Origin of the sequence: Rosistilla carotiformis (genome assembly GCF_007753095.1) — a bacterium.
In the GTDB taxonomy this organism is placed as follows: Bacteria; Planctomycetota; Planctomycetia; order Pirellulales; family Pirellulaceae; genus Rosistilla; species Rosistilla carotiformis.
The window spans coordinates 920,295-935,366 of sequence record NZ_CP036348.1 but is presented as its reverse complement, the minus strand read 5'-3'; the positions used below and the strand labels follow the sequence as shown (position 1 = coordinate 935,366).

Here is a 15,072-nt window from a genome sequence, read left to right as displayed (position 1 = left end):
AGTATTTTTTCACGCAATCGCCGACCTTCTCGATGCGCAGCTAGGGCCAGGGAGACGTGGCGCCGATGCATTGCTGGCAGATGCCCGCGCAGACCACCTGCTTTACCCAACTGCCGAGCGGTAGGCGGCAACGCGACGGATGTTCAGCCCGAGCGCGCGCAGGGTTGCCACATAGGTGATGTTGAGCATCTTTCGGACTCGCAATCGAATCATTCCCATCTGGTACTTGAGCCTTGACATGGTTGCCTCAACTCCGGCACGCCATCGATAACGGTCACGGAACTCGTCGCCTCTTTCCTTCAATCTGCGTAGTCGAAGGCGCACGCGATCGTGTGTGTATTGGTAGCGAACTGAACTACGTCCTACCGATGATGCTGGACACCGATCCTTGTGAGGACAACTTTCACATGTTTCCGTCATGAAAATGACTTGAAGACGAATGCCAGCGACGCTCGTCTCTGCAGGCCGCTGTCCGGCAGGACACCGTGTAATGCGTCCTTCGTCATCGACGTCAAAGTCTTCAAGCGTGAACTTGCCTTGCAACTTTCCTTTAGGCGTTTGCGCCGGAGCAACGATTTCAACATCGCGACCATTTCCGTTTTCGATGCACTCAGTCGATCCATAGTGCGAGTCGGCAAGAAGTTCCTGCGGCTTGATGCCACGCTGCTCAGTGTCATCGAATGCAGGAGTCAGTGCGTCTTTGTCGTGCATTGTTAACGGGTCCACAGCCACATGGGTGATCAGATCAGGTTTTGGAGTGATTGAAGTATCTGGCTCCTCGGAATCTTCCTCGTCATACGTTTCCATGATCTGTACGAGATAGCCCGTGCCGCGATGTTTGTTGTAGCGAGCATCGGGATCAGCCGGATTGATCACGCCATCACATCCCGTTTTACTCGGTGGCCGCACAGTGACGGGTGCTTCACCTGTGCTAGAGACCTCACACTGCTCGTGAAAAATTTTCCGTAGCAACTGGTAGCTCTCTAAAGTCGAGCATTCCGTTTCTTGAAAGAACTCAACGAGTTTAAAGACATTTCCGGCGGCTTCCGATATCCGCTTTCTTGACTCACTGGGCCGTGTGTCGCCAAAGCAACCGTCGCCTGTTCGCGTTACATATTTGCGAATGATTTCTGGATCGACCAACGAATATTGTTCCGGATGCTTTCGTTTGAGCTCCCGCAGAAACTTGCACGTTGCCTCGACTAATATTCCCAGCCTAGTCAATCCACGGATGGCTGATCGTACTGCGGTCGAGTCAAGGCGTTGCTTGCTTGTGTCGACACCGATCTCCTTGATGAGTTTGTCTGTCAGCGTGCGGAAAAGAACTTGATCAAGGCCAGCGTCGAGCACCTTCTTGCGATAGTTGCGGAGCGTTCGCTCGCAGATGTATGCATCGGAATTGTGCCTGATATCCAACGCGTAATGCCAAGCGATATTCAACGCGATTGCTTCAGTGGTTTGCTGGTCGGTGAAATCATGGAGTTGCTGAAGAATCAACGCACCGATCGCGACATAGATATCCTTCGTCGGACGCCCAAAATCATCGCGAAACCCGGTCGCAAGATCGCGGACAGGAAGCTGCTCCAACAAATAGTCCCGAAAAACTCCGGCCCAACTCCGATCAAGCAAACGTCTTCGCTTGGGCCCCAGATATTCCCATGGATCGAACAGGTCACCGGTATGATGGTCGCGTAGAGTTAGCATGAAGCAAACTTAGCGCAAACCCAGGTTTACGCAACTCCAAACGCGAGACTTTTTGCCGCCCCGTCAACTTTTGTGTCAGGCGATGGAGCACTCGCGGGGGAGCACCAAGTTCTGGTTCAGAAGATTGAAGCCGCGGACATCAATGATCCATATGCGGAACGCAAATCGCTAATTCCAGGAAAATATGCTGACTTGAAAAGCACTCCTTTGAAGCAAACAGTTCAGGCGGGTGAAAACGCCGAGGTTGCCCTTGAACTAGCCGATTGATTTTGTTGCGGGACTGCAATTCGCCAGCTCCTTTAAGTACCGACGCGATATGCGACTACTTTAATTGAGCAGCAGGAACCACCAGTTGCTGGCGTTCCCAAACGATTTCATTTTGAGCTGGGAGAGGGAAGATTCCAAGCGTGGTTAGGTGACATAAATTAGGCTTAAGCATTCCGCCACACTTCAAAGTATCCCCAGGTTTCGTTTCCAACGATCGGTCCACGACGGTGTGGAGATGGATTCATTATCCACATTTGCGAGACACGTTTATTTTCGGACAAGTATAGAGGATCCACCGGAAGTGACGCGGTGGACTGGAACAAAGTGTCTTGCAACGTTTGACCGCGATGTTCGATGAAAGCCCGGGATTTCCTAATGAAAGTTAGTTTGCTGAGAGTACCGCCATTGGGCGAAGAGCCCATCGATGACGAGATCTCCCGTCGGACATTTAGCAGCCCATCGATGACGATGAAAGGTCGAGCAACCATGCCGGAGAGTGAATTGATTCCCCACGACCTCTTTCGAGATTTAGCGCTCAGAACGCTTAAGACGGCGGTGGTTATTTGCGGGCTGTTGTGTCCTGTTGCGGCGTCTGGTCAAACGATTGACTTCCAGAATGACATCCTGCCGATCCTGCAAGAACACTGCATCGATTGCCACGGTCCCGATGCTGCCGAATCGGATCTCCGGCTCGATAGTTTGCTCACCGCACTGCGAGGTGGTGATTCGGGCGAAGCCGCGATCGTGCCAGGCGACAGCAAAGGTAGCGATCTGATCCACCGTCTGACCAGCGACGACGCGGCCCACCAAATGCCTCCCGACGGCGACCGCTTGCCGCCTGCACAAATTGAGCTGTTCAAGGCTTGGATCGATGATGCCGAGTTATGGCAATCAGCGCAGGCGGAACTGGCTAAGGAGACGATCGATCACTGGTCGTTTCAGCCGTTGCAACGGCCCACGGTTCCCAGCGGCTCCGATTCGCAAGCTCATGCGATCGATGCGTTTCTCGATGTGAAGCTCTCGGCAGCGGGGCTGTCGCAGTCTCCCACCGCGCCCCGTCGACGACTGGTTCGCCGCGCTTATCAAGTGCTGCACGGGCTGCCTCCAACGCCACAGCAGGTCGACGCGTTTGTCGGCGATACTCGCGACAACGCCTGGGAATTGCTGGTGGAAGAGCTACTGGCCAGTCCGCGATATGGTGAGGCGATGGCGACGCAGTGGCTGGACCTGGTCCGGTTTGGCGAAACGCATGGCTTTGAAACCAATCGCGAACGCCCGAACGCTTGGTATTACCGCGACTGGGTGATCGACGCGTTTAACGCTGACCAGCCCTACGACGATTTCATTCGCCAGCAGATCGCGGGCGACGCCCTCGGCGCCGATGTGGCGACGGTTTTTTTGGTCGGCGGTCCGTACGATCTGGTCAAAGGAGCCGACCCGTTGTTGCGGCTGACGCAGCGGCAGGACGAACTGGCTGACATCGTCAACACGACGGGAACCGCTTTCCTGGGGCTGTCGCTAGGTTGTGCGCGATGCCACAACCACAAGTTCGATCCGGTTTCTCAGACCGATTATTACGCGATGCAGGCGGTCTTTTCGGGAGTCAACCACGCCGAACGGGCATTGCCTTTACGTGACGACGCGCAGAAGCAACTGGAAGAAATCGATCGCCAGATCGCCGACGCTCGCCAGCATTTGTCTCCATTCGTCGCCAAGGATGTATCGCGGCCAGCGGTTGACGCCAAAGGGAACGTGGAGAATTGGGAGCCGATCGACGCGCGGTTCGTTCGCTTTACGATCCAGGCAACGAACCAGTCGCAGCCCTGCATTGATGAATTGGAAATCTTTAGCGGCGATCAAAACGTAGCCCTTGCCAGCGGCGGCGCGATCGCGACGTCCAATGGTGACTTTGTCCATCCGCTTCATAAGTTGGAACACATCAACGACGGACGGTTTGGCAACGCCCGCAGCTGGATCGCCGCCAAAGCGGCCGGAGGTTGGGTGCAGATCGAACTTCCCAAAACCCACGCAATCGACCGGATCCAATGGGCTCGCGATTCGGACGGAAGGTATCGCGACCGCTTGGCGACCGAATATCGAATCGAGATTTCGACCGATGGCGATGCGTGGACAGAAGTTGCCAACGGCGCAGATCGGTTGCCGCATGGCGATTCCAGCGAGACTCCGTACCGCTACGACTTCGCCCACGCAACCGAGGCCGAAGCCGAGATGGGCCGCCAGCAATTGCAGCGGTTGGAAGAACTCAATTCGCTGCGTGAATCGCTCTTAAAGACGCCGACGGTTTACGCCGGAACGTTCAGCCAGCCCGCACCGACACACCGGCTCAACCGCGGCGAAATCGGATCGCCTCGCGAACAGGTCGCTCCCGCGGCGATCCGCTCGCTGACCGATTTATCGCTCGCCAACGACACGCCCGAACAACAGCGACGTGTGGCGATCGCAAACTGGATCGCATCGGCCGACAATCCGTTGACCGCCCGCGTCTTTGTGAATCGGATTTGGCAGTTCCTCTTCGGCACCGGGATCGTCGACACGCCCAGCGACTTCGGCGGCAACGGCACTCCGCCGACCCATCCCGAACTGCTCGATTGGCTCGCCGCCGAATTGCTCGACAGCGGTTGGTCGACCAAACACATCCACCGCCTGATCCTGACCTCCAAGGCTTGGCAACAGGATAGCCTTCCTCGCGACCAAGGCCTGGCGATCGATGCGAGCAGCCGATTGCTGTGGCGATTCCCGCCGCGACGCCTGTCGGCCGAAGCGATCCGCGACAGCATCCTGTCGGTCACCGGCAAGTTGGATCTGAAGCAAGGGGGCCCCGGATTCAGCGCGTTCGAAGTCGAACCCGAAAACGTGCGGCACTACTTCCCCAAAAAGGACTTTGGTCCAGCCGATTGGCGGCGGATGGTTTATATGACGCGTGTTCGTCAAGAACGCGATGCCGTCTTTGGCGTCTTCGATTGCCCCGACTTCAATCAAGTCGTGCCACAACGCAATCGATCGACGACACCGCTGCAGGCATTGAATCTTTTGAACAGCCGGTTCGTTTTGCAGCAGGCCGACTTCCTGGCCCAGCGACTCGAGAACGAGGTGAGCGATCCGGCGGCGAAAGTCGCCCTGGCCTATCAGCTCTGTTTCTCGCGGCTCCCCGATGCGGAAGAGTCGGCTGCGGCGCTCGCCTTTGTCCAGCAAAACGACTGGCAACAGTTCGCTCGAGCGATCTTGAACGCCAACGAATTTGTCTTCGTCCCCTAGATCGGAACCGCTCGCAAGAGCTCCCGCGTCGGTTCGGCTGGACCGACCGCAGCCATCCCCCAAAAAATGCTCCCCTCTGAGATTGATTTGTCATGCAAACTTCATCACGTCGACAGTTGTTGTTGAATGCCGCCGGAGGGCTCGGCGGGATCGCCGTGGCCAGCATGTTGCATCAGCAAGGTTTGCTTGCTGCGAACAATGCACCCCTGCGACCGCAGATCGATCCATCGCAACCGTTTGCCAGTCGCGACAGTCACTTTGCGCCGCGAGCGAAAAACGTGTTGATGATCTTCTGCAGCGGCGCGTGCAGCCAGATCGATACGTTCGACTACAAGCCGGAATTGATCAAACGGCATGGCCAGCCGTTGCCGGGAGCTGAGAATCTGCTGACCTTTCAAGGCGCCCAGGGCAACCTCACCAAGAGCCCTTGGAAGTTCCGGCCGCGAGGCGAATCGGGCAAGATGGTCTCGGATCTGGTTCCGATGTTGGGAGAGCTTGCCGATGAGATGTGTTTCTTCCATTCGCTGACCGGCAAGACGAACACGCACGGTCCGGGCGAAAACTTCATGTCGACAGGATTTACGCTCGACGGTTTTCCCAGCATGGGAGCGTGGCTGACGTGGGCGTTGGGAACCGAAAACACCGACCTGCCAGCCTACGTTGCGATTCCCGATCCGCGTGGCACGCCGCAGTCGAGCGTCAACAATTGGGGCCCCGGTTTCCTGCCCGCTGCGTTTCAAGGGACCGACTTCAACGCGGCCAAGCCGCTGCGGAATCTACAGCGTCCGGTAGGTATCGATTCCGAGACCGATCGGCGGACGCGGGAGTTTTTGCAGTCGATGAATCGTCGCCACTTGGAAGATTATCCCGGCGATTCGGAACTGGCCGCGCGGATCGCCAGCTATGAACTGGCGGCGCGGATGCAGTTGAGTGTGCCCGAGGTGAGCGATCTGTCGACCGAATCGGCGGCGACGCTGAAAATGTACGGCGCCGACGATACACAGAATTCGTTGAAGGCGGCCTACGCTCGCAACTGCATCTTGGCGCGACGATTGGTCGAACAGGGCGTGCGGTTTGTGCAGGTCTTCAACGGGGCTTATCAAACCGGCGGCGAAGGGGTTAGCAACTGGGACGGACACAAGGCCCTGGAGCAGCAGTACAGCAAACATGGTCCGGTGTTGGATCAGCCGACCGCGGCGCTGGTCCGCGATATGAAACAACGAGGTCTGTTGAAGGATACGCTGATCGTGTGGTGTACCGAATTCGGTCGGATGCCGACGTTTCAAGCGGGTGCCAGCGGCCGCGATCACAATCCCGATGGCTTCACCGCGTGGATGGCCGGTGCGGGCGTGAAGGCGCCGTACACTTACGGAGCGACCGATGAGTTTGGGCACAAGGCGGTCGAAAAAGTTGCCACCGTCTACGACTTTCACGCCACGATCCTGCATATACTGGGGCTCGATCACGAGCGGCTGACCTTCTATCACAATGGGATCGAACGCCGTTTGACCGATGTTCACGGACACGTCATCAAGGAAGTGCTCTCCTGAGCCAGCTCGATCGCCGCGTCTGTATTCCCTTCCACAACGCGGTGTTCGAACTGAGATGACCAAAACGAAAACGTTTGCGCTGTTGCTGATCGCCAGCCTCTTCATCACCGGTTCCCCGCGTGCGGTCGACGCGGCCGATCGGCATACCGAAAACGTGGTCCTGATCTCGATCGATGGGCTGCGTTGGCAGGATCTCTTTTCCGGAGCCGACGGGCGATTGATGAACCGCGACGACGGCGGCGTCCGCGAACTCGATCCGCTTCGCCAGCGGTTTGGTGCCAGCACGCCCGAAGCGCGTCGCGCCCGCTTGATGCCCTTTTTCTGGAGCGTGATCGCCAAGCAGGGACAGGTCTACGGCGACGTCAACGCGGGAAGCGTCGTCCGCGTCACCAACGGTCGCTACTTTTCGTATCCCGGCTACAACGAACTGTTGTGCGGTTTCGGCGACAACGAAATCGATTCGAATGCCAAACAGCCGAACAAAAACGTGAGCGTTCTCGAATGGCTCAACAGCAAGCCGGCGTATCGCGACCGCGTCGCCGCGTTTGGTTCCTGGGATGTGTTTCCTTTCATCTTGAACCAGCAACGCAGCGGGATCTACGTCAACGCGGGCTGGCAGGATTTGGATGTCTTTTGCAACGAAAGGGAACTGACGCAGTGGAACCTGTTGTCGAACAGTCTGCCGCGCTATTGGAGCAGCGTGCGTTACGATGCCTTCACCACGCGGGGTGCGTTGGAATACTTGAAGGTTAAGCAACCGCGAGTGCTCTACGTCGCCTTGGGCGAAACCGACGACTGGGCTCACGACGGTCGGTACGATCAATATCTCGACGCCGCGTTGCGATCGGATCGGGCGATCGAACAACTGTGGAACACGTGCCAGAAGATCGACCAATACCGCGACAAGACGACCTTCATCATCACCACCGATCATGGTCGCGGCGACGATCGGGTTGGTTGGAAGAGTCACGGAGACTCGATCCCCGGATCGGAGTTCGTCTGGATTGCCGTGCTGGGCCCCGATACGCGGCCGTTGTCAAAACCATCGACTGCAGAGTTGACGCAGTCGCAGGTTGCCGCGACGGTTGCCGCGGTATTAGGCGAAGACTTTACCGCCAGCGACAACCGGATCGCAAAACCGTTGAGCAAGGCGATCGGCGTCTCTCCGTAGCTGAGAAACATGCGTTGCGACGGTGCGAGCCCAAATCAGCCGCCACGCGTTAGCGTCCGGTTCCCTTGGACAACCGGACGCTAACGCGTGGCGGCTGATATTTCACATTGGCGCCGGTTCGCCCGGCGCGACGGTGGCGAAATTTAGAACGGCCCCGCTGAATTGGGTTACGATGGGAGGGGGGACCATCGTGTTGGAAAAGGGGACGATTGATGCGCAGCCGAAAACGGTTTATGTCGCTCGTCGCAGGGGGCACTCTCGCGTTGGCGGTGCCGTTGTGCGGAGCGATGCTTGCGCAACGCATGTTTCCCGAAGCGCGGTGCCAACATCTGCCGCTCCATTCCCTTTTGGAATCGATGGGCGGTTTGATCGCGATCGCAATCGCCAACATCTTGATCGTCGAACGGGCCCGACGCGAGAACAACCGGCACTACCCCGTGATGGCCGCCGCGCTGATTCCGATGGGCGTGCTGGATCTCTTCCAAGCGGGCGTTGAGGTTGGCGACAACTTTATTTGGCTGCACAGCGTCGGAACGTGTCTGGGGGGCGTCGTCTTCGCTCTGGTTTGGTACCGCACCTGGTTGCAAAAGCATGGTGCGCGGTGGATGCCCAGCATCGCACTGGCGGCCAGCGTGAGCCTGGGGACACTGAGTTGTCTTTTTGCGCCGTCGGTGCCGACAATGATCTGGGACGATCAGTTTACGTTGGCGTCACGATTGTTGAACGGCATCGGCGGGCTTGGCTTCCTGATCGCCTGCGGCTTCTTTACCCGTCGGTTTTATCTGGCCGGACGCTACGAAGACTGGCTGTTCCTCTCCTGCACGCTGATGCTGGGAACCGCGGCGATTTTGTTTGGGCTCTCGACGCTTTGGGACGCCACGTGGTGGTGGTAGCATCTGCTGCGGATCTTCGCTTATGCCGCCGCCCTGGCCTATGCGATGCAGGTCTTCTTTCGGACTGAAACCGAATTGATCCAGTTGAACCGTCAGTTGGTTGTTTCCAACAAGACGCTCGACGAAAGCGTCCGATCGACGACGGCCGATTTGCACATGGCGCATCGCGAATTGGCCAAGCACCAGCATTTGTTGAGCACGTTGGTCGAAAACATTCCCGACCCGGTCTTCTTCAAGGATCTCGAAGGACGTTTTTTTCGAGCCAACCAGGCGATGGCTTCCAGTTGCGGGCTCGATAGTCCTGAAGCGATGTTGGGCAAGACCGATGCCGATATCTGGACAACGGAATTCGCTCGGCAGACCGACGTCGACGAACAAGTAATCATCCGCAGCGGCAAGCCGTTGATCAACAAAGAGGAGCTGTTGATCCGCCCCGATGGTCGTCAGCGGTGGGTGTTGGTGACCAAGATGCCATTAAAAGACGAGGCGGGGAATGTGGTCGGAACCTGCGGGATCGCGCGCGACATCACCGACCGCAAGCATCAGGAAGAACGCATCTCGAGGATCAATCATCAACTGGAACACCTCAACGAAGAACTGCTGACCAGCGAGAAACGGTATCGCGGGCTGGTCGATCATTCTCCCGAAGCGATCTTAATGCTCGATCTCGATTCGCAATTGTTCGTCGATGGTAACGACAGCGCGCTCAAAATCTTTGGGATCTCGCGAGAACAACTGCTGCGTTCGCGCCCCAACGATCTCAGCCCGCCGCTGCAACCCGATGGGAAAACGTCCGACGAGAAGGCTCACGAATTTATCCGCCAAGCCTTCGCAGAAGGGGTCGCCGTCTTCGATTGGGTTCACCAACGCGTCGACGGCGGACTGGTCGAATGCGAGGTCCGGTTGGTCAGCCATCCCGACCGCAATCGGCGATTGATCCGAGCCAGCGTGATCGACAACTCGTGGCGGAAATCGCTCGAACGCGAACTCCGCAGCGCCCGCGATCAGGCGGAACGATCGAGTCGTGCGAAAAGCGAATTCCTGGCCAACATGAGTCACGAGATTCGCACGCCGCTGAACGCCGTGATCGGATTGACCGAAGCGGTTTTGAGGACGGAGCTGTCCGAACCCCAACGCGATCATTTAAGCACGGTCGTCGATTCGGCGGAATCGCTGCTGTCGGTGATCAATGACATCTTGGACTTCTCCAAGATCGAAGCGGGGCATTTGCAGATGGAGCATACCGATTTTAAATTCCGCGATCTGTTGGACGATACGCTCAAATCGCTTGCCCTCCGCGCGGAGAACCGTGGCAACGTGATGTTGTGCGATTGTGATGCCGACGTTCCGGCGGTCCTGGTCGGCGATCCGTTGCGGTTGCGACAGGTGATGACAAACCTGTTGAACAATGCGATCAAATTTACTGAGCAGGGGGAGATCTTGGTTCGCGTTGGCGTGGCCCAAAGAATCAGCGAGGATCGCGTGCGACTGCATGTCGTCGTCAAGGACAGCGGAATCGGGATCCAGCCGAACCAGATGGATCGACTGTTCGAAGCCTTTGAACAAGCTGATTCATCGACAACGCGGCAATACGGCGGCACCGGTTTAGGGCTCAGCATCTGTGCCCAGTTGGTCAAATTGATGGATGGAAAGATCTGGGCGGAAAGCGATTTGCAGCACGGCAGCGAGTTCCATTTCGAAGCCGAGTTTGGCGTCGCCACCGGCACACCGCAAGGGCTGCCCGATGGCGACCTGTTGGTTGGCGTGGGCGTTTTGGTCGTCGAACCCAACCCCACCAATCGCGCGATCTTGGAACAGATGCTGGTTGCCAAACAGATGTCGCCGATTGCGGTCGCTACGATTCCGGAGGCGTTGGAGGCGATTGACCGCGCGGCAGCGACGCTCCATCCGATTCGAGTTGCCTTGCTGGACGACCACGTCGGCGATCCACTTCCGTTGCTGCAAGCCGTTGGCGATGGAAAGCCCCGGTTGCCGATGCAGGTGATCGTAATGGGAGCTGTCGATGGGCCGCGCGATGCGGTTCCGGGGGCTACGGGGTGGCTGACCAAACCGGTGAAGCAATCGGAGCTGTTTCAAGTGCTGTGCAAAGTCTTGCATGGTGCTCCAAGAGTGGCGGCGGTTCCCGTCGCCGACAGCCCAGCGATCGTGCTGCCGCCGCTGGATATCCTGCTGGTCGAGGACAGCGTCGTGAACCGAACCGTTGCGATCGCGATCTTAAAAGGGCATCGGGTCGAGATCGCTGAAAACGGTCGGCAGGCCTTGGAGCAATTGGAACGGCAATCGTTTGATGTCGTCTTGATGGACGTGCAGATGCCCGAGATGGATGGTTACGAAGCGACCGCCGAGATCCGCCGACGCGAACAGGGAACCGATCGTCATCAATACATCATCGCCATGACGGCCCATGCGATCCAAGGGGATCGCGAGCTGTGTCTGGCGGCGGGGATGGACGACTACGTCTCCAAACCGGTCCGTCGCGAAACGTTGATTGCCGCGATTGCCAAAGCGAATCCTTGATCCTGCTTTACCTTTTGCCAGCCGTCGTACAAAATGGCGACTTAACGGTATCAAGGATCACGCGTCGATCGCGTTGTTCAACACAGCGGAGCGACAGTGAACAAGCCCGGGCAACGGCGACAAGCCGCCATCTCTTTCATCCTGATCACCCTATTCATCGATATCTTGGGGATCGGGATCATCATTCCCGTCCTGCCCGAATTGGTGAAAAGCTTTGTTCAGGGGAGCACCGCCGACGCCAGCTGGTACGTCGGTGTGATCGGTTCGGTCTACGCGTTGATGCAGTTCATCTTCGCCCCGGTCGTCGGTGCGTTGTCGGATCGGTTCGGTCGTCGACCGGTGATCCTTTGTTCGCTGTTTGGCCTCGGCGTCGACTTCATCGTCCAGGGCTTGGCGACCAATATCGGCTGGTTGTTCGCCGGGCGGATCTTTGCCGGCGTGATGGGGGCCAGCATCTCGACGGCCAACGCCTACATCGCCGATGTTTCGACAGCCGACACGCGGGCCCGCAACTTTGGTTTGGTTGGCGTCGCCTTTGGGATGGGCTTCATCATCGGCCCAGCCCTTGGCGGTTTGCTGGGAGCTTTCGATTTGCGGTTGCCCTTTTTTGTCGCCGCAGGGCTGGCGCTAGTGAACTGGTTGTACGGATACTTCATTTTGCCCGAATCGCTGCCGCCGGAGCGTCGCAGCAGTTTCACGCTCGCCAAAGCCAACCCGTTGGGATCGCTGCAACGCCTGCGTCAGTATCCGATCGTCGCCGGGTTGGCCGTTGCGATCGTCTGCACCTCGCTGGCCCAACGCGGCTTGGAAAACGTCTGGGTTCTGTACACCGGATACCGATTCGATTGGAATCAACAGACCAATGGACTCGCCCTGGGGCTGGTCGGATTGATGGCGATGTTGGTGCAAGGCGGGCTGGTGCGGCCGACGATCAAGCGGTTTGGTGAACGCCGCACGGTTCTGATCGGCGTGACGATCTCTTTCATCGCCTTCCTCGGCTACGGCTCGGCGACGCAGGGCTGGATGATTCCCTGCATCATCATCTTTGGCGGCTTTGGAGGAGTCAGCGGGCCGGCGATGCAGAGTCTTATCGCCGGGGCGATCGATCCGTCGGAGCAAGGGAAGGTGCAGGGAGCGCTGACGTCGTTGATCAGTCTGACCAATGTGATCGCCCCGACGTTTTTCACCGCCGGTTTGTTCAGCTACTTTATCTCCGACGCCGCCCCGGTCCACTTGCCGGGGATTCCGTTTTACGTCGGTGCCGGGCTGATCTTTACCGCGCTATTAATCATCCGGCGAGTCTTTCGCCGGATTCCAGAGACAGAACAAGTCGAATCGGGCAGCTTGGCGACTTGATCGTCGCATTGCCCGCCGGTTCGCATCGGGCAATCGCTGCCCGATGCGATCACATCGATACGAACAGCATCCGCAATTGATGCAGCGTCTGCGTCAGGTTGTCGTGTTCCTGGCCGGTCAGATTTCGCTTGGTCTTTTCTTGCAACATCGCCAGCGTGTCGATGTAGTGCTTGGCGATCGCTTTGTTCGGTTCGTTTTTCCCCGTCATCGGGTTGGGAACCTTGCCCAGCGAGATCAACGCTTGGGAGCCGAGCATCGCCACGAGCATCTCAAACGATGCGGGAGGTGGTTCGATATCGTCGGAGGGTTGCGAGTCGTCCGCTGACGAAGCCTCTTCGCTCGCCGCAGGCGTGGCGTCGTCTGCAGTGCTTTCGGCAGCTGCCTGCTTCTCCGCCAGGGCTTCCTTTTCCTTTTGAACCTGCGTTTTCCAATCGTCGTCGATGATCAGCTTAGGTTCTTTTTCTTCGTTTTCTTCGCTCATGATTTTTGCAAAGTTGTAAGGGATAAAAAACTAGCTGGAGGCCGAATCGGGAGCCGGCTGTGCAGCGGCCCGATCGTGTTCGGTCTTGCGAATCCGGCGTTGGATCGCCGCTTCGATGAAGCCCGAGAACAGCGGATGAGCCGACAGCGGCTTGCTCTTGAATTCTGGATGGAACTGAACCGCGACGAACCAAGGATGCTCGGCGATCTCGATGATCTCGACCAGTTCGTGGTCGGGGCTGGTCCCGGCGATCCGCATCCCGTTGGCTTCGAATTGGCTGCGATAGCTGTTGTTGAACTCGTACCGGTGGCGGTGGCGTTCGACGATTTCGTCGGTGCCGTAGCACGCCGCCGATTTGCTGTGACGGTCGAGCTTCGCAAGCTGAGCGCCCAACCGCATCGTGCCGCCCATTTGCGTGATGTTGCGTTGTTCGTCCAGCAAGCAGATCACGGGGTTCTGCGTGTCGCGATCGAACTCCGTCGAATGGGCGTCGGACAATCCAATCACGTTGCGACCAAATTCGATCGCGGCACATTGCATGCCCAGACAGATTCCGAAAAACGGAATGTTCCGCTCGCGAGCGAACTGAATCGCTTGCACCTTGCCTTCGATCCCCCGCTCGCCAAAACCGCCCGGGACCAAGATGCCGTGGTATCCCGACAGCATCCGTTCGACCCCTTCGCGTTCGATCTCGGCGCTTTGCACGCGGCCGATTCGCAGCTGAGCCTTGTTGGCGATGCCCGCATGATCCAACGATTCGTAGATCGATTTGTAGGCGTCTTTGTGCTCGGCGTATTTACCGACGACGGCGATGCTGATCTCGTGCTGCGGATTCCGCATCGAATGCAGCATCTCCGACCAACCGGTGATGTCCAGCGATTTGGCGCTCAGCCCCAGTCGCTTGATGATCAAGCTGTCCAGCTTGTTCTCGACCAGGCTCAATGGAACCTCATAGATCGAGAAGTCCTTGTCCTTCTCTTCGATCACCGCTTCCAAGGGGACGTTGCAGAACAGGGCGATCTTTTCGCGGTCTTCGCGCGACACGCTGTGCTCGGTGCGGCAGATCAGGATGTCCGGTTGGATACCGATCTCTCGCAATTGGCCAACACTGTGCTGCGTCGGCTTTGTCTTCAGTTCCCCGGCAGCCTTCAGATAGGGGATCAACGTCAGATGAATGTACAGGCAGTTTTCCTTGCCGACATCCAGCGAAAACTGGCGGATCGCTTCCAGGAAGGGTAGGCCTTCGATGTCGCCGACCGTGCCGCCGATCTCGGTGATCACGACGTCGACGTTTTCGTCACCCAGCTTTTGCACGACCGATTTGATCTCGTCGGTGATGTGCGGGATCACTTGGACCGTTTTGCCGAGGAATCGCCCTTGACGCTCCTTTTCGATCACCGACAGATAGATCTGACCGGTGGTGTAATTCGAATCGCGGGAAAGGGGGCCGTTGGTGAAGCGTTCGTAGTGCCCCAGATCGAGGTCGGTCTCGCTGCCGTCGTCCAGGACGTAGACCTCGCCATGTTGATAGGGGCTCATCGTCCCCGGATCGACGTTGATGTACGGGTCCAGCTTCTGCATGCGGACGCGCAGTCCACGTTGTTCCAACAGCATGCCAATCGATGCGCTGGTCAAGCCTTTGCCAAGGGAACTTACCACGCCGCCGGTTACGAAAATGTGCTTTGTCATGGGAAAATATCTTAGCCTGTTGCCCCCGGTCGCGTGAAGGGACCGAAGTCAAAGTCTTGAGTTTGGCGGGCGAGCCGGTTAAAGTCCCTAGAGCCCCGATGCGCGATCATGTGCCAGTGAAGCGTGCCTTGGGGGGCTGTGCTTGAT

General features: G+C 57.8%; 9 protein-coding genes. 6 read left to right on the top strand and 3 right to left on the bottom strand.

Features of this window, described 5'->3' with window-relative positions:
- Positions 1–102 precede the first annotated feature (102 nt).
- The gene (locus Poly24_RS03400; protein WP_145090452.1) at positions 103–1,704 is read right to left on the bottom strand and encodes a transposase; all 1,602 of its coding nucleotides are present in this window, start codon (positions 1,702–1,704) and stop codon (positions 103–105) included.
- Between the two features lie 642 nt (positions 1,705–2,346).
- Here Poly24_RS03400 and Poly24_RS03395 point away from each other — a divergent pair.
- The 6 genes from Poly24_RS03395 to Poly24_RS03370 all read left to right on the top strand — a co-directional run bounded on the left by Poly24_RS03395 (position 2,347) and on the right by Poly24_RS03370 (position 12,755).
- Complete coding sequence (locus Poly24_RS03395; protein ID WP_231753449.1) at positions 2,347–5,247, top strand: DUF1553 domain-containing protein; 2,901 nt, start codon at positions 2,347–2,349, stop codon at positions 5,245–5,247.
- A 92-nt stretch (positions 5,248–5,339) separates the two neighbouring features.
- Positions 5,340–6,797, top strand: a complete 1,458-nt coding sequence (locus tag Poly24_RS03390; protein ID WP_231753448.1) for a DUF1501 domain-containing protein — start codon at positions 5,340–5,342, stop codon at positions 6,795–6,797.
- Positions 6,798–6,852: 55 nt separating this feature from the next.
- Complete coding sequence (locus Poly24_RS03385) at positions 6,853–7,968, top strand: alkaline phosphatase family protein (protein ID WP_197452295.1); 1,116 nt, start codon at positions 6,853–6,855, stop codon at positions 7,966–7,968.
- A 212-nt stretch (positions 7,969–8,180) separates the two neighbouring features.
- Positions 8,181–8,861, top strand: coding sequence for a hypothetical protein (locus tag Poly24_RS03380; RefSeq protein WP_145090445.1), 681 nt, complete (start codon positions 8,181–8,183; stop codon positions 8,859–8,861).
- Positions 8,862–8,906: 45 nt separating this feature from the next.
- On the top strand, positions 8,907–11,399 hold the full coding sequence (locus tag Poly24_RS03375; RefSeq protein WP_145090442.1) for a PAS domain S-box protein: 2,493 nt from the start codon (positions 8,907–8,909) through the stop codon (positions 11,397–11,399).
- A gap of 96 nt (positions 11,400–11,495) precedes the next feature.
- Complete coding sequence (locus Poly24_RS03370) at positions 11,496–12,755, top strand: TCR/Tet family MFS transporter (RefSeq protein WP_231753447.1); 1,260 nt, start codon at positions 11,496–11,498, stop codon at positions 12,753–12,755.
- A gap of 49 nt (positions 12,756–12,804) precedes the next feature.
- Here the strand turns inward: Poly24_RS03370 and Poly24_RS03365 are convergent, their stop codons facing one another.
- Both Poly24_RS03365 and Poly24_RS03360 read right to left on the bottom strand, forming a co-directional pair.
- Complete coding sequence (locus tag Poly24_RS03365) at positions 12,805–13,236, bottom strand: DUF1844 domain-containing protein (RefSeq protein ID WP_145090439.1); 432 nt, start codon at positions 13,234–13,236, stop codon at positions 12,805–12,807.
- A 30-nt stretch (positions 13,237–13,266) separates the two neighbouring features.
- Positions 13,267–14,925 (bottom strand): CTP synthase, encoded by a 1,659-nt coding sequence (locus Poly24_RS03360; RefSeq protein WP_145090437.1) that lies wholly within the window; start codon positions 14,923–14,925, stop codon positions 13,267–13,269.
- Positions 14,926–15,072: the final 147 nt, after the last annotated feature.